This is a genomic window from Dolichospermum flos-aquae CCAP 1403/13F (assembly GCF_012516395.1).
Lineage (GTDB): Bacteria > Cyanobacteriota > Cyanobacteriia > Cyanobacteriales > Nostocaceae > Dolichospermum > Dolichospermum lemmermannii.
This window is the reverse complement of sequence record NZ_CP051206.1, coordinates 4,206,362-4,222,094: the sequence shown is the minus strand read 5'-3', so window position 1 is coordinate 4,222,094 and position 15,733 is coordinate 4,206,362. Positions and strand designations below refer to the sequence as shown.

The 15,733-nt window shown below is 39.3% G+C and carries 14 protein-coding genes; 7 read left to right on the top strand and 7 right to left on the bottom strand.

Annotation, left to right across the window (positions count from 1 at the left end):
- Nucleotides 1–251 precede the first annotated feature (251 nt).
- From fcmC to HGD76_RS20325, 3 genes are all read right to left on the bottom strand, one after another.
- Complete coding sequence (gene fcmC / locus HGD76_RS20335) at nt 252–713, bottom strand: filament morphology membrane protein FcmC (protein ID WP_148766433.1); 462 nt, start codon at nt 711–713, stop codon at nt 252–254.
- Nucleotides 714–718: 5 nt separating this feature from the next.
- Nucleotides 719–1,870, bottom strand: a complete 1,152-nt coding sequence (fcmB, locus tag HGD76_RS20330) for a filament morphology actin-like protein FcmB (RefSeq protein ID WP_148766435.1) — start codon at nt 1,868–1,870, stop codon at nt 719–721.
- A 365-nt stretch (nt 1,871–2,235) separates the two neighbouring features.
- Entirely contained in the window at nt 2,236–3,318 is a 1,083-nt protein-coding gene (locus HGD76_RS20325) for a Gfo/Idh/MocA family protein (RefSeq protein WP_041457566.1), read from the bottom strand.
- 576 nt (nt 3,319–3,894) lie between these two features.
- On the opposite strand from HGD76_RS20325, the gene queC reads away from it, so the two are divergent.
- Nucleotides 3,895–4,578: a 7-cyano-7-deazaguanine synthase QueC gene (queC, locus tag HGD76_RS20320; RefSeq protein WP_168696842.1), complete on the top strand. Its 684-nt coding sequence runs from the start codon at nt 3,895–3,897 to the stop codon at nt 4,576–4,578.
- A gap of 38 nt (nt 4,579–4,616) precedes the next feature.
- On the opposite strand, the gene HGD76_RS20315 is transcribed toward queC, so the two are convergent.
- Nucleotides 4,617–5,483, bottom strand: a complete 867-nt coding sequence (locus HGD76_RS20315) for a shikimate dehydrogenase (protein WP_168696841.1) — start codon at nt 5,481–5,483, stop codon at nt 4,617–4,619.
- Nucleotides 5,484–5,581: 98 nt separating this feature from the next.
- On the opposite strand from HGD76_RS20315, the gene HGD76_RS20310 reads away from it, so the two are divergent.
- Nucleotides 5,582–6,484, top strand: coding sequence for an alpha/beta fold hydrolase (locus tag HGD76_RS20310; protein ID WP_168696840.1), 903 nt, complete (start codon nt 5,582–5,584; stop codon nt 6,482–6,484).
- Between the two features lie 126 nt (nt 6,485–6,610).
- On the opposite strand, the gene HGD76_RS20305 is transcribed toward HGD76_RS20310, so the two are convergent.
- Nucleotides 6,611–9,334, bottom strand: coding sequence for a cation-translocating P-type ATPase (locus HGD76_RS20305; RefSeq protein ID WP_148766443.1), 2,724 nt, complete (start codon nt 9,332–9,334; stop codon nt 6,611–6,613).
- A 257-nt stretch (nt 9,335–9,591) separates the two neighbouring features.
- Here HGD76_RS20305 and HGD76_RS20300 point away from each other — a divergent pair, with 257 nt between their 5' ends.
- Nucleotides 9,592–10,053: a pyridoxamine 5'-phosphate oxidase family protein gene (locus HGD76_RS20300; RefSeq protein WP_168696839.1), complete on the top strand. Its 462-nt coding sequence runs from the start codon at nt 9,592–9,594 to the stop codon at nt 10,051–10,053.
- 160 nt (nt 10,054–10,213) lie between these two features.
- On the opposite strand, the gene ilvA is transcribed toward HGD76_RS20300, so the two are convergent.
- Nucleotides 10,214–11,725, bottom strand: a complete 1,512-nt coding sequence (ilvA, locus tag HGD76_RS20295; protein ID WP_148766447.1) for a threonine ammonia-lyase, biosynthetic — start codon at nt 11,723–11,725, stop codon at nt 10,214–10,216.
- A gap of 205 nt (nt 11,726–11,930) precedes the next feature.
- On the opposite strand from ilvA, the gene HGD76_RS20290 reads away from it, so the two are divergent.
- Nucleotides 11,931–12,422, top strand: a complete 492-nt coding sequence (locus HGD76_RS20290; protein WP_168633343.1) for a DUF2141 domain-containing protein — start codon at nt 11,931–11,933, stop codon at nt 12,420–12,422.
- Nucleotides 12,423–12,531: 109 nt separating this feature from the next.
- On the opposite strand, the gene HGD76_RS20285 is transcribed toward HGD76_RS20290, so the two are convergent.
- Nucleotides 12,532–13,323 (bottom strand): CsgG/HfaB family protein, encoded by a 792-nt coding sequence (locus HGD76_RS20285; protein ID WP_168696838.1) that lies wholly within the window; start codon nt 13,321–13,323, stop codon nt 12,532–12,534.
- A gap of 792 nt (nt 13,324–14,115) precedes the next feature.
- On the opposite strand from HGD76_RS20285, the gene cysE reads away from it, so the two are divergent.
- The 3 genes from cysE (at nt 14,116) to HGD76_RS20270 (ending at nt 15,607) form a co-directional block, all read left to right on the top strand.
- Complete coding sequence (gene cysE / locus HGD76_RS20280; protein WP_168696837.1) at nt 14,116–14,847, top strand: serine O-acetyltransferase; 732 nt, start codon at nt 14,116–14,118, stop codon at nt 14,845–14,847.
- 28 nt (nt 14,848–14,875) lie between these two features.
- Complete coding sequence (locus tag HGD76_RS20275) at nt 14,876–15,130, top strand: Asr1405/Asl0597 family protein (protein ID WP_148766455.1); 255 nt, start codon at nt 14,876–14,878, stop codon at nt 15,128–15,130.
- A 270-nt stretch (nt 15,131–15,400) separates the two neighbouring features.
- Nucleotides 15,401–15,607, top strand: a complete 207-nt coding sequence (locus HGD76_RS20270) for a DUF2949 domain-containing protein (RefSeq protein WP_015078855.1) — start codon at nt 15,401–15,403, stop codon at nt 15,605–15,607.
- The last annotated feature ends 126 nt before the right edge of the window (nt 15,608–15,733 follow it).

Genomic DNA, 15,733 nt, shown 5'->3' with positions numbered 1-15,733 from the left:
CAATCTGTGTAAAGAAAAGTAAAATCGCTCAAACCCTCTTCACTCTTGCCTCTGGTTACTGAGCGAAGTCGAAGTATTGCCTCTTGCCTAGTGCCATAACGACGATTTACAATGCTAACCTACTTACATCTTTGTGGTCAAATAAACAAAATATCCCACCAATAATGCCGAAATGGCTTATGGGTGGGACTCATGGTAGTTTAGTTAAGAATTTTTCTCCAAGTAAAAACTAGGTTCTTCCTGGTTTTTTCTTAGAAATCATCAAGAAACTGACCAATACGATTAATTACAGGGTCTACTTCTTGAAGTATGGCTGGTGCCACGCTAACGCTATCAGAAGGAATACAAGTAAGTGGTTCCTGATTCAGGATGATTGTCAACTTTGCTACTTGTTGAGTAAGTTGCAACATTTGACTTTCCATAGACTCCAAACGATGAGACTCTTTAGCAAAAAAACGTTCTTCAAAACCAGCTATTTGATTTTGGATCTCACCGATTTTTTGTTCAACCGTGGTTAGATTTGCTATTTTAGAAGCTAGTTGTACAGGTTCTGGGACACACAAAAAGTTCCAAAGAGCCTCTTTACACAGGTCACTGAAAGTTTTATCTGGCTGTGTCTCTAAGTAGTTTTCCACCTGCGCTAACAAGCTCTCATCAGCAATTTCTGGATTGAACGTAACGGATTTAACTACCTTTTTTGACCATTGGAACATCGGTTTTATGACCTAGCACGAACAGCAGCAGATAATTGCGCTTCTCCATAAATATACTGCCCCAAAGCATTAGCCTGGCGAGAAGGTGCAGCTAAGTAAGCGTTGATTTGAGCTTCTTTGAGCAGACGTTGGACATCTTCCCAGAAAAATTCTCCACCACCACCTGTAATAATCACATCAGTTACCCGCTCTGGCAACCACGCTAACACACGAGAGCAAATTTCCCGTGAAAACTGTTCTTTGAGGTTAGGCAGAAAATCATCTAAATTGGTAGGTTTACTAGCACCTTTAGGACGGTAAAAGCGATCGCCTTTAGGCTTATTAACCGCAGAAATCAGTGCCAAAGATTGACTATCAGCACCCTGTACTTCCGCAGCTACCAGTTCATAAAACTTGCTCATGCCAAAGTCTTCACTCTTAGAAGCAGCCCTGGCAAAGCGGAAATTATCCACCATGATCATATCAATGGTTTGGTGGCCAATATCAACAATCCCCACAGATATTTTCGTAAAATCGGGAACGGCTGTGCCTTTATTAGGTTGAGTTTCTGACCACAGCAAACTACCATAGCCTTCGGGCATTACCCAGACTTTGCTAATATTCAAAGTTATGGATTCACCTCGGAAATTCAATACATGAGGTCCAGTTACCAAGCTAGTTAACTGTGCCTTTTCTTTTTCAAATTGTTCCAACGATAAGAACGGCAAACCCAGGACAACGAAAATTTCATCTCTGAGTTTAAAGTACCCGGCAGATGATAATACTTTGACCAGAGCATCTTCTACCTTAGATTGGCCAACGCCAAGATTAGCCCCAAAATCGGCGGCTAATTGCCCTACAGCATAACCACTACCTTGATACTCCAGCCACAAATCCATCAGTGGGTCAGTTGCCTTAGCCTCAAATACACCGCCGCGAATTTGCTCAATTGATGTTTGCTTGACATTGGCAGGAATGAAAGCCACATTACCGGGTTCACGGCTCACACAAGTCTTTGTAGAGGTTCTACCTAAATCCACACTCAGAATAGTTTTACCAGTAATATTGCTTGGCTTTCCAGGATTTACCGAATTCATGGGTGTCGCTGCTGCTGGTTGACGGTTCATGGAAATGGCAGCGGCATTCATTGGATTGGCTACGGGGGGTTGGTCTGTCATGAAATCTCCTCTTTAAAAAGTTATCATGCTCATCTTACAAAAAAGGTGAGCTCCAAAAAATTTTAGGTTGGGTTAAGTGTAACTAGAAATACGTGAAAATTGAGAATAGGCAATGGTCAATTTTCGATGATTTAGCATTTTTGATGGCAGTTTTCGGTAGATGTCCGGCTTTTCTTCCTGATTTGGTTGTTTTTACGCTTGTAATTGATTTGCCAACAAATCAACACTATAGCAAGTAGTCCTACTTTAATTGCTAAAATTAGTTGCAGAAGATTATTTTATCAATACTCCTGAGTTCTGACTCCTGATATGGTGGGAGAAAAAATCATTAATTTCCCCCCACTGCCAGTTTTAGCTACATCTAACTAAATGCTTGATGTCAACGATTGAACTCTGGATTCCGAAGACCACTCTAATGGATTCCAAACTCTTTCTTCTAAAGCCATTTGCTCAATTAAACTAGCCAAACGTAAAGCTTTGAGAGCTTGTTCACCACCGACAGAAGGCTGATTGCCACCACGGACACAGTTGACAAAATGCTCTAATTCTGCACTGAGAGGCTGAACATTACTGGTATAAACCTTTTCGATTAAACCATCTTGTCTATAGAGGACTTTTTGGTGGTCAATCAGAGGATTTATCGGTGTTTGCCGATGTACCAATATCTCATTAGTCAGAAAATCTGCTTCTGTAAATGAATTTTTACAATGGGCAACTAAGCGGCGAATTTTGCGATGAGTAACTTTGCTGGCTGTAAGCGTGGCAACAACACCATTGGCAAACCCCAAGGTGGCAGTTACATAATCTAAATAACCTGAGTCTAAAGAACGAGTCCCACTAGCAGTCAATTTTACTACTGGTGAGGCGGCTAATTCTAGCAGCAAATCAATGTCATGGATCATTAAATCCAGGACTACGGAAACATCATTCGCCCGCGCTGAATAAGGACTCATGCGGTGAGATTCTAAAGCCAAAACTTCCTCGGTTTTGAGGACTTGGGTGAGTTCCCTGAAGGCGGGATTGAATCGCTCAATGTGACCAACTTGCAAAATACACTGAGATTCGGCCGCAGCATTAACTAGAGATTCTGCTTCAGAAATACTAGCCGCTATGGGTTTTTCAATTAAAACGTGGATTCCTGCTAACAAACAGTTGATACCCACAGCATAGTGAAGCCGTGTAGGTACAGCAACACAAATTGCATCTACATGAGGTAGTAAGTCGCAGTAATCTTCAAAAAACCGGACTTTGTATTTGCTGGCAGTTTCTAAACCACGTTCGACGTTAATATCGGAAACGCCGACTAGTTCCACATCTTTCATGGAACTCAGGACGCGGGTATGATGTTGTCCCATGTTGCCAACCCCAATCACACCTATACGGATGTGATGCGGCTGACTGCGCTGTGAATATAGATTTGGTTCTGACACTGATATGCTATCTTGCACTATTGTTCTCTCCTCAACCACCAAATTTAGAGACGCTACGGTCGTTGGCCTTTATACTTAAACGCCAGGTTTGATTTGTCTTAAACCATCCAGATGGTAACATAGTGATTATCTTTATGAAGAATTTCAAAGTTTGGGTTCAGTTCCCGCCATCTGGTAATCTTTTGGGTCAGCAGTTGTTAATTATCCTGTTTTATTCATCTATGATAAAAATTATGTGTTTTTTTGGGTTGACTGTGTAAATTTCATAACTTCTTAGTAGAAATTCTCAGGTACGTATTTGGGAAATTAACTAAGTTCAATAAATACCTGATTTTTACAGGGGGTAAATTAATCACCCTTACTACAAGTAAAATTACAAGTCATCAAATAGTTAATACTCAGAGTATAATGTTTTAGACGATTTATACAATTGATATTCTCATTCCTGAGAGTCTTTTTGGACATATTTAATTTTTGTTTGTGGCATTTTGTTGATTTTCCCATCTTTTGGATGCAATTTATCAAGGAATGGGTAATTGGTCAAATTTCCCGCTTCTACCCCTGTTTATTGATCTCCCATTTCTTATTCTGAATATGAAAGCTGTAATTCTGTTGTCTGGTGGTTTAGATTCTTCGACAGTTCTTTACAAAGCAAAGGCTGATGGCTGTGAATGTTACGCTATTTCTTTGGATTATCAACAGCGGCATAGGAAAGAATTAAACTCTGCTTTGATGATTGCTAAAGCGGCTGGAGTAATTCAACATCAAGTGGTTAATTTTGACTTGGGACAATGGGGTGGTTCAGCACTGACAGATCAGAAGATTGATCTCCCTAAAGGGCGCTCGCTCGCCGAAATGGCCGATAATATTCCTGTAACCTATGTTCCAGCCCGGAATACCATCTTTTTAAGTTTTGCTTTGAGCTATGCCGAGGCGATCGCCGCAGAAAGAGTATATATTGGCGTTAACATCCTAGATTATTCTGGCTACCCAGATTGTCGTCCTGATTATATCGAAGCTATGCAGGAAGTTTTCCGCTTGGGAACAAAACAAGGACGTGAGGGAGAAGCTATGAAAATTATTGCTCCGTTAATTGATTTGAAGAAGACAGAAATTATCCAACTAGGTAATCAATTAGGAGTTCCTTGGGATCTCACTTGGTCTTGCTATGCTGGTGGTGAGTCAGCTTGCGGTGTCTGTGATTCTTGTCAGTTGCGATTAGCGGCTTTTGCAGAATTGGGTTTAAAAGATCCTGTTGATTATTCTGAAGTTGGTTAGAGGTTGTTTGAAAAGTATTATATGAAACCCGATTCCTGTCATATCCCCAGATGATTTTGCAATGCTTGACGCATTTCGTTGACGGGGACTGTTTCCTGTTGTAACCAGATTTTTAAGGCTGCTGCACCTTGTTGGACAAGCATTTCTAAACCATCAATCATAATTGCTCCTTGTTTTTCGGCTAGGTGCAAAAATCTGGTGGGTTTAGGGATATAAATTAAATCATAGACAATGGCATCACCAGGCAAATAACCCATTTCTTGACTACTCAATGGCGATTCATCAACATGGGGATACATTCCCATCGGGGTTGTATTTACCAGTAGGTTAGCTTGGTGGAGTAGGTTCGGTAATTCTTGCCATTCATGCACCTGAAATTTATCTGCAAAGGGTGAATTTTGCCAACTTTGAGTAAATGCCTGTAATTTTTGTAAATTCCGCCCTACCACGTGAATTTCTGCCAAACCCAGTTGAATACAACCCGCTACCACAGCCCTCGCAGCCCCACCATTTCCTAAAATTACCGCTTTTTTCTGACTCCAATCTTGATGATATGTTGTTTGTAAAGGGGCAATAAATCCTGCCACATCTGTGTTTGTCCCCACCCATTTATCACCTTGACGAGTGACGCTATTCACTGCACCGATAGCTTGAGCAATCGGGGAAATTTCGGATAATAACGGCAATATTGCTTGTTTATGGGGAATTGTGATGCTAAATCCTACAACACCAATACTAGCAAAACCTGCGATCGCTCTCTCTAAATTTTCCGGTGCAACGGAAAAAGGCAAATACACATAATCTAATCCCAGTTTAGCCAAAGCCGCATTGTGCATCAATGGTGAAAGGGAATGTGACACAGGATGTCCAATCACTCCCAAAAGTTGCGTTTTTCCAGTAATCATTTTTATTTTTATTAGTTGTCAGTTGTTAGTGGTCAGTTGTCCGTTGTTAAATAATTTAATTTACAATTATTCACAGTAGCTTAATATTTCTTCGCAATATGCAAACAAGTATCACTCCTTCCACAAATCCGATTCCTGGTCAATATTGGCAATGGCGCGGACATAACGTATACTACGTCCAAGCAGGAGAACCACATCTTCAGCGTCCACCCTTACTATTAGTACATGGTTTTGGTGCTTCCACAGACCATTGGCGCAAGAATATCACAGAATTGAGTGCAGATTTCCAAGTATTTGCCATTGACCTGTTAGGATTTGGGCGTTCCGCCAAACCTAATTTACAGTATAGCGGTGACTTGTGGCGCGACCAACTCCATGATTTTATCAGTGAAGTCATCGGTCAAAAGACCATTTTAGCAGGTAATTCTTTAGGTGGTTACGCTTGTTTATGCGTTGCTTCCCAACGTCCTGACAGTGCTGCTGGTGTGGTCTTACTTAATAGTGCTGGTCCATTTTCCCCACCAGAAAATCAAATTCAACCTGCTATCAATCCTCTACAAAAAGTTTTAGGTAAAACTGTTAAATGGTTTTTTAAACAACGTTTAGCCCAGTCTTTATTATTTCAATATACGCGCCAAAAGTGGGTAATTCGCCGCACATTAGAAAAAGTTTATCTGGATAAAAGTGCAATCACAGATCAATTAGTAGCAGAAATTCAGCGTCCGGCTTTTGATCAAGGGGCGTTAGATGTATTTGTTTCTGTTTTTAGCAGTCCTCAAGGTCCGAAAGTTGACATCTTACTCAAACAATTAACTTGTCCATTATTGTTATTATGGGGAGAAGCAGATCCTTGGATGAAAGCGCGAGAACGTTCCCAAAAATTCCATGAATATTATCCCCAATTAACCGAATATTTTCTCACAGCCGGTCATTGTCCCCATGACGAAATTCCTCAACAAGTAAATTCACATTTACGTGATTGGGTAATTAGTTTAAGCTAATCAGATCCCCGACTTCTTAGAGAAGTCGGGGATCTGACTCTTGCAATGTTCATAAATCAAATAGGATTGCTAGATAAAATTGGTATTACACTAAAGAGACATTAGCCATAACTAAACTGTATTGGCTTAAAACTGAGAATCTAAGCGATTTGCAAAGATTGCTACTAAAATCATCGGCAAGCCAACAACCAGGCAAATTAGCCATTGATTCCATGCCAATGGGGCTGTATAAAATAATTTATTCATTAAACCCCATTGGCTGAAAATGATCTGCAAAATAATAGTGCTGGCAATTCCCACATATATTGCCTTTTGATCGCCAATTTCTCGATTAATTCCGCGAATTTTATCAACAATAGCAACACCTAATTGGGTAATACTTAACAGGTAAAAAATTCTGCCTACTACTAAAGCTTGAATCGCCATTGTCCTGGCAACAGCAACATCTCCAGTTGTTTGTTTTATCCATTCAAATACACCGAAAATTAAAATCCAGTTAAAGATAGAAATGAGGACAATACGTTTAACTAAATTAGGAGAAAGTAATTTTTCATTGGGGTTACGTGGGGGTTGTTGCATTACTTGATCAGACTTGGGTTCAAAAGCCAAAGGAACTGTCATAGCAATGGAATTCACCATATTTAACCACAGCACTTGTAAAGAGAGAATTGGTAAATCTCTGGCTAACAAAACGCTAATTAAAATCGTCATAGATTCACCTCCATTAACGGGGAGAATAAAGGCGATCGCTTTCAACAAATTACTGTAAACTGTTCTTCCTTCCTCAACCGCAGCTTCTATAGAGGCAAAGTTATCGTCTGTCAAAATCATATCAGCGGCTTCCTTGGCTACTTCCGTACCCGCCCCACCCATTGCAATACCAATATCCGCTTTTCTTAACGCTGGTGCATCATTGACACCATCCCCCGTCATGGCGACTATTTCACCTTTAGATTGCAGTGCTTCCACAATTCGCAATTTCTGTTCTGGTGCTACACGGGCAAATACTACCCCATCTTCTATCGCTGTAGCCAGTTCTGGTTTGTCCATTTTCGCCAGTTCTGCACCTGTAAAAGCCCTCACTTCCCGATGATGATTAAAACCCATGCGAGAGGCGATCGCTGCCGCCGTCACAGCATGATCACCTGTAATCATTTTCACCCGAATACCAGCTTGTTGACAGGCTTGCACCGCCTTTATAGCCTCAGCACGGGGTGGATCTATCATCCCCTGTAAACCTAAGAAAATCAAATCATTCTCGATATCTGGATGATCCAATGAATCTTGATTCTCAGAAACTGGTTTTTTCGCAAAAGCTAACACCCGTAAACCCTGATGCGCCATTGTATCAACTTGCTGATTTACAGTTTCTGCATCCACAGGAGAAAGTTCCCCAGAGGAATTTAACATCTGTTGACAACGCTTGAGAATCGCCTCTACTGAACCCTTAACATAAATAATTCGTTCTTGTTGTTCAATTTCATGCAGAGTTGTCATGTACTGATACTCTGACTCAAAGGGGATGACATCAAGCCTAGATATAGTTGCTTGTAAATTATTATGGGTTAACCCGACTTTATTCGCAGCAGTTATTAATGCACCCTCAGTGGGATCACCAACTACTATCCATTGTCCATCTTTATCTTCTAAGTGGGAATCATTACATAACAAACCAGCTTGTAAACATTCTGCTAGAGGAGGAATATCATGAATATCTACAGGATTTTCGTCTAGCAAAATTTCCCCGCTTGGTGCATAGCCTGTACCCGTAACTGTATAATATTGATTACCTGCATAAATGCCTTGTACTGTCATCTGGTTTTCAGTCAAAGTCCCAGTTTTATCAGAACAAATTACTGTAGCACCTCCCAGGGTTTCCACTGCGGGTAACTTGCGTACAATGGCGTGACGGCGTGCCATGCGGGAAACACCAATGGCTAAGGTGACAGTAACTACAGCAGGTAATCCTTCAGGAATGGCACTCACAGCAAAAGCTACCGCAGGTTCAAACATTTCTACCCAAGTGTTACCGTATCCCAAGCCGACGGCAAATGTTAAAGATGCAATTCCTAAAATAATATAAAGTAGGGTGCGACTAAATTTGTCAAACTTCCGGGTTAAAGGGGTTTTGAGGATGTTTCCCTGTTCCATTAATTGAGAAATACGCCCGGTTTCTGTGGCTGTACCAATAGCAACGACAATACCTTTACCAGTGCCAAAAGTGACAAAACTGCCAGCATAAGCCATATTAGTGCGTTCTGCTAGAACTGCATATGCTTGTACTGGTTGAGTATTTTTTTCTACAGCAACAGATTCTCCTGTTAATCCTGATTCGTTGATTTGTAAATTCCGTGTTTGTACAAGTCGTAAATCGGCTGGTACTTTATCACCTGATGTTAATAGTACGATATCACCGGGGATTAATTCAGTAGAAGGAACTTGGAGTTTATTTCTGTTACGGATAATAGTAGTGTTAGTTTTAACTGAAGATGCTAAGGCAGCGATCGCACTTTCTGCTTTTGATTCTTGCACAAAACCAATAATAGCATTAATTAAAGTTACACCCCAAATTACTCCAGCATTTACCCATTGTCCCAAAAATGCTTTAATTGCACCAGCAATTAATAAAATATAAAGTAGCGGTTGATGAAATTGCAACAAAAACCTTAGTAAAGAACTTTTTCCGCGTTTTGCTTTCAGTTCATTAGTTCCAAAAGTTTCTTTGCGTTTTGTTACTTCAGTAGCAGTTAAACCTGTTTCAATATTACTGTCTAAATATTGACTGACTTCCTGTATAGGTAAGTTATGCCATTTATATTCTGTTAATTTATCCATAGCCGATATTGTCATAATTTCTTACTCCAGAGTTTTATCCTGATTGGATAATTTTATAATATACATTATTGATATTTGACATAAATTTTCATTTCAATAATTTGGATATAGCATCTATATTTTATTAACATCTTCTTTAAGATATATTTATTTAGTTATAAATTAGTCAGAACCAATTCTGATAATTACCTCTTTAGACTCATGTATATAAATCGAAAACCTTTAACACTAAAAATGTAACTCATGTCCATAAAACTAAAATCATAGATATAATGACACAATCTGTAGACACAAAACCACAAGTTCAAGAATTGCGTAACCTGCTTGCAGGTTTTGAATGTGGGATGTTAACCACAGTTGATGATGATGCCACTTTACATAGTCGTCCTATGTCAATTTGTAATGAAATTGACAATGATGCTACACTCTGGTTTTTTACATTAGTCAATTCCCATAAAGTAGTAGAAATCGAAGATCATCAACAGGTGAATATTAGTTTTTCCGCACCTAATCAACAACGATATGTTTCCATATTAGGAACAGCCCAATTAACAAGAGATCGTAATCAACTGCAAGGAAAATGGCAACACAAATTACAAACTTGGTTTCCAAAAGGAATAAATGAACCAAATCTTGCATTACTGAAAGTCAAAGTTAATCAAGTAGATTATTGGGAGAATTCATCTAGTTCTAGTCCGCAAACGATTAGTTTTTTGGAACTATCCCAACGTTAATTATGTAAATTGCCATAATCCCAATAAAACCAAAATTACAGCAATTTTCACATATTTAAACCACAGCTTAAATTAATTTCTTCCTTTGCGCCTTTGCTCCTTTGCGCCTTTGCGCGAAACAAAAATAAGATGTGGTTTATTTACTTAAAAATAGCTGGAATCATCCTAAAAATAACTTATATGCCGGATTATCGCTTTCATTGCAATAATGATAACCAAGATTATCTAAGAATGATTGCCATTCTGTTGTTTCATGGGGGGGAACTTGCATTCCTACCACAATTCTTCCATAGTCTGCACCATTATTGCGATAATGAAATAAGCTAATATTCCAATCAGGAGACATAGAAGTTACAAATTGCATTAAAGCCCCTGGACGTTCGGGAAATTCAAAGCGATAAAGTAGTTCGTTTTTTGCAAGGGGAGAATGTCCTCCTACCATGTGACGCAAATGCAGTTTTGTTAATTCATCATCTGTTAAATCTATGGTTTTTAAACCGTGAGATTCAAAATTTTCGACCATTTTAGCAGCGTCGGCACGATTTTCTATTTGCACACCTACGAAAATATGCGCTTCTTTTTGGTCAGCAATGCGATAGTTAAATTCTGTGAGATTGCGCTTACCAATACATTCACAAAACTTTCTTAAACTACCTCTTGCTTCGGGAATTCTCACTGCAAAGATGGCTTCTCGACGTTCTCCAAATTCTGCCCGTTCTGCCACAAAACGTAACCGATCAAAGTTCATGTTAGCACCACAAGCAACGGCAACGAGGGTTTTATTTTGAATTTGTTCACGTTCTGCGTAGAGTTTTGCGCCAGCGATCGCTAATGCCCCCGCAGGTTCTAAAATAGAACGAGTATCCTCAAACACGTCTTTAATTGCCGCACAGGTGGCATCTGTATCCACTAAAATAATTTCGTCTACATATTGCTGACATAGGCGGAAGGTTTCTTCTCCTACTTCCCGCACCGCTACACCGTCAGCAAATAAACCCACCTGAGACAATCGCACTCTTTCGCCAGCTTGCAATGATTGATACATGGCGTTAGCGTCTACAGGTTCAACACCAATAATTTTAATATCGGGACGCAACCGTTTAACATAAGCTGCAATACCAGAAATCAAGCCACCACCACCAATAGCCACAAATATGGCATGAATGGGTTGCTGATATTGGCGCAGGATTTCCATACCGATTGTTCCCTGGCCAGCAATCACTTCCGGATCATCAAAGGGATGTATAAAGGTTAACCCTTTTTCTGCTTCCAGTTGTCGGGCATAGGCGTAAGCATCATCATAGTTATTGCCATATAAGACAACTTCTCCTCCCCGCGCTTTGACTGCATTTATTTTTACCTGGGGCGTAATCACGGGCATAACGATGATGGCTTTTGTTCCCAAGCGACTGGCAGCTAAGGCTACACCTTGGGCATGATTTCCCGCAGAAGCCGCTATGACACCCTGTTCAAGTAAGTCTGGGGTGAGATTGACCATTTTGTTATATGCACCCCGCAGTTTGAAGGAGAAGACTGATTGCATATCTTCCCGTTTCAGGAGGAGTTGATTATTCAGCCTCGCGGAGAGGTTCGGGGCATATTCTAGTGGTGTTTCTTGGGCTACATCATAGACGCGGGCGGTGAGGATTTGTACCAGGTAGTCGCAATACATATCAAGGGGTGCAATGGGGGTTGGTTGTTAATTCTACCGCTTGTTGGTTAGTTGGAGAGGATGGTTTTGGAAAATGATTTTGCCCCTCTATTAGCAGGTAAACTCGCTATAATAGAGATTTTTGCGGCTGTTAGTCGCTGATAAAAATCCCAATTGACAACATTTCTGGGTAAGATAATAGTTCTATTTAATAGAGGGTAAATTAATGAAGCAGCAGTTAAATATCGCGTTAGGTCAAGCGTCAAGCCGGGGATTAATATTACTACTCCCTATTTTGGGAAATTTTCTCTTTTTAGCTAGTGCTAAAGCAGATTTGACTAGTAGTCTGACGATTGAAGTAGAAGGATTGAAAAACAAATCTGGACAAATTTGTGCTACTCTTTTTGATCAAAGTAAAGGATTTCCTGGTGATAGTAAAAAGGCTTGGCAATCCGAGTGTACTAAAATTACAGAAATGCCTCAAAAACTGATTTTTAAGGATTTAAAACCAGGTAATTATGCTGTTGCATTAATCCATGATGCCAATGGCAATAGTAATCTTGATACTAATTCTTTTGGTATGCCCACAGAAGGTTTTGGATTTTCTCAAAATCCAGAGGTTTTAACCGGACCTCCTAAGTTTAATGATTCGGCTGTTACTGTATCTAAAACTAATACTGATATTAAGATTAAGATGAAATATTTCTTTGGTTCTTAGCTAGAGACAGCGTAACCTACAATTATTAATTAACAGTGGGTTACGCTGCATCAAATTTATATTCCTTCTTAATCCTTTTTCCCTAGGAAAAAATGAACAGTTACGCCATTTATTCCAATTCTAAAACTTTTTGAGTATTCTCACGACGACGTTGTTCTTTCTTTTCAAACTCAGCTACACAGCTACCTTTATCAACCATTACACAGCTTAGATAATTGGTGATTTCGACCAATCCTGCGCGAAGTGCTTTACCGACAGGGGCTTTGGTTGTTTTTTGATTATCACCACCAATATTGATACCAGAAAAACTGATACCACCAGCATTGCTCTTAGATTCACTAGTAGCAAGTCCTTCAACAGTACGGGAATAAACTACTTCTCCATTACTGGAATCCACAACACGCAAATCAATAGCAACATAAGCTTTTTCCTTTTCTTTCCTGGTGCCACCACCTAGACCAAAACGACCTATTCTAATCCCGCTTATCCCTAGTCCACCGGATTCCTTCTTAACTCCTTCTTCATAAGCAGTTACTTTGCCCAGAATAATATATTTTGCCCCGGTCAGTTCTCCCTTTTTTGCCCCGGTTTCTTTGCGAACTAATCCAGCTTGAGCAAGCTCTTGTTCGGAAAGGACTGCTCCTAACTTTTGTCGCTCAACAACGGTGAATTTTCCTGTTGATGTTAATTCATTGCTCAAGGCATCTGCTAACTGTTGAGATGTATTGCTGTTCCACCACCACCAGTTGGAGTTAGTTTCATTCTTGAAGTCTGGTACGGAAATTCTAGGTTTTTCTTGAGCAAAAGCATTAAGGCTACTAATGGACAAACTCAAAGTTACGGTTGCTAATGCAATTGCAGTGTTACGACTTAAGCTCTGATAAAGAGAAGATGTTTTCATGATTTATAGTCATTCCAAATAGGAAGCAGATGGGATGGTATGAGCAGAATGAACAAACTATAGAATTCGAGCCATATAGCAATTCTGGCTTCATTGCTATAACAATGATCAATATAGGAATCCGGTTTGATTGTTGTTCATTATACTGAGACTCAATCGTTGATTCGATGGGGTTTACGGTTTACAGCTTGTTCAAAAATCAAATAGTAGCCCTATAGCTAGAGACTGTATCATAATTTACGGTAAATAACAATACCTTCGCCATTTTGTCAAAGTGCTAACAAAATATGGGTTTCGGACTATGGGTTCAAGGTTATATTCAAACTTTCCCTGTTTTAATTTTTGTATCCCCATATCCAGCAAACAAATCCTAAAACAAAATGAAGAAATCCAATTTTCAACTACCAGAACTATAGAATAATAGTAGTAGTCAGCAATACATAAAATCTATATTTACTGTCATCAAGACAACGGTTATCAGCAAATGAGTACAATTGAAGATATGGAAAAATATCTTGCCTAAATAGCTGTAAAGGCTGACAGGTTCAGAGATTTCTTTTGAGTACAAAAAAGCTGCATCCCTAAGCCGAAAATACCAGTACCCCTGTAATTAAAAGCTAGTACCCCTACCCCAATAAAAAATGTAAATTTCTGTTACATAGGGGTTTAAACCTATTGAGTACAAGCTTAATAAATTTAATAAATCTAATCTGCATTGATAATTTCTGCTGCTGGGGAGTTATCTGATATAAGCATGAAAACAGTACAGGATTTTTTTACCTAATAGTACCAATGCACCAGTCATTAAACAGGATCGGTAAAACCGAGACTGTAAATACAAAGCTCCGAAAAAATGAAAGTTCTAGACTTTTTTTAGAACCATTAATCAGTGATTTTCAGATTATTTTTGAGCGTGATCCAGCAGCACGTAATTGGTTAGAGGTTATATTTTGTTATCCGGGATTTCATGCTCTTTGTTTACATCGTCTTGCACATTGGTTACATATCCACAAGGTGAGTTTTATTCCCCGGTTGATTTCTCATTGGGGACGGTTTTTCACAGGTATTGAAATTCACCCAGGTGCAAAAATTGGCAAAGGTGTATTTATTGATCATGGCATGGGTGTTGTGATTGGTGAAACTGCCATTGTCGGAGACTATACACTCATTTATCAGGGTGTAACATTGGGAGGAACTGGCAAAGAAAGCGGTAAACGTCATCCTACCTTGGGTAATAATGTGATAGTTGGTGCGGGTGCGAAAGTATTAGGAAATATTCAAATTAGCGATCGCGTCCGCATCGGTGCAGGGTCAATTGTCTTGGGTGATGTGCCTCCAGATGCCACTGTAGTCGGCATTCCTGGACGGATTATTGCTCCTAAGTCTCATAATCGCATTTCTCCCTTAGAACATGGCAAATTACCCGATATAGAAGCAGGTATGATTCGTTCTTTACTCTTGCGGATTGAGCAATTAGAACAACAAGTCCAAACTCTCACCAATCATCACCAAGATGATCAATAACGTCAATTTCATAAATCTTGAATTACTAATGTCACAAAATTGTAAGTTTTTAACTGTCGGTGAACAAGTTTTGCAGATTCCTTTAGGTGATAGATGGTGTATTTATCACCGTTTGCAAGAGTTGATGATTTCCTGTTCCTGTCCCCCGGATGGGTCTTTGCGCGTGCAAGTTAATAACCTCCAAGAAGCGATTCTTGTTCGCAGTACATTAATGCAATTTTTTGCTTCTCGTCATCAATTGGTGAAGTGGTTAGAAAATTGTTTGTGTAATGGTATGGAGTAAAGATTACTGAAAACAATGATGTTTGTTTGATTGGTATTACTAATTACCATTGATAATTTTGAGAATGTCTCATCAAAAGCATATCAAAGATTAATTCTTGATGCAAGTCTGATTTATCTCAAGTCATTATTCACTCACAAACTATCTTGCATATTCAAGATAATTCACATAAGCTAAGGTTCACCCAATTTGCTAAAACTAAAAAAAATTAGTAATTGCTGATGGGAATAACTTGTACCTTATGTTGATTTCAATTGTCAATATCCAATTATGGTGATTAATAGTATTGATAGAAAGTTACTGCAATTTCTTCAAAAAGAACTAGCACTTTCCCAGGCTGATATTGCGGTAGCAACGCGACATCCTGAGTTCAATCATGGACCCTTACCGATGCTGCTTTGGCAATATGGTTTAGTGGACTTACAACAACTAGACAGGATTTTTGATTGGCTGGCAGAACACCATGAATTAAGGTAGATGAAAAATTACCAGTACCGCAAGGCGGAATTAAAAATTAAAAATTAATAATTAAAAAAGCGGATCATACAAGCTTTTTAATGGTTTTTAATGGTTATCTTATTTCCGCCGCAGTGTAATAGTGAA

Coding starts and splice junctions, on each gene's coding strand:
- fcmB (WP_148766435.1), bottom strand. CDS start 1,870: ATGACAGACCAACCCCCCGTAGCCAATCCAATGAATGCCGCTGCCATT.
- HGD76_RS20285 (WP_168696838.1), bottom strand. CDS start 13,323: ATGAAAACATCTTCTCTTTATCAGAGCTTAAGTCGTAACACTGCAATT.
- HGD76_RS20275 (WP_148766455.1), top strand. CDS start 14,876: ATGTCACAAAATTGTAAGTTTTTAACTGTCGGTGAACAAGTTTTGCAG.
- cysE (WP_168696837.1), top strand. CDS start 14,116: ATGCACCAGTCATTAAACAGGATCGGTAAAACCGAGACTGTAAATACA.
- HGD76_RS20315 (WP_168696841.1), bottom strand. CDS start 5,483: ATGATTACTGGAAAAACGCAACTTTTGGGAGTGATTGGACATCCTGTG.
- HGD76_RS20310 (WP_168696840.1), top strand. CDS start 5,582: ATGCAAACAAGTATCACTCCTTCCACAAATCCGATTCCTGGTCAATAT.
- HGD76_RS20305 (WP_148766443.1), bottom strand. CDS start 9,334: ATGACAATATCGGCTATGGATAAATTAACAGAATATAAATGGCATAAC.
- ilvA (WP_148766447.1), bottom strand. CDS start 11,725: ATGTATTGCGACTACCTGGTACAAATCCTCACCGCCCGCGTCTATGAT.
- queC (WP_168696842.1), top strand. CDS start 3,895: ATGAAAGCTGTAATTCTGTTGTCTGGTGGTTTAGATTCTTCGACAGTT.
- HGD76_RS20270 (WP_015078855.1), top strand. CDS start 15,401: ATGGTGATTAATAGTATTGATAGAAAGTTACTGCAATTTCTTCAAAAA.
- HGD76_RS20300 (WP_168696839.1), top strand. CDS start 9,592: ATGACACAATCTGTAGACACAAAACCACAAGTTCAAGAATTGCGTAAC.
- HGD76_RS20290 (WP_168633343.1), top strand. CDS start 11,931: ATGAAGCAGCAGTTAAATATCGCGTTAGGTCAAGCGTCAAGCCGGGGA.
- fcmC (WP_148766433.1), bottom strand. CDS start 713: ATGTTCCAATGGTCAAAAAAGGTAGTTAAATCCGTTACGTTCAATCCA.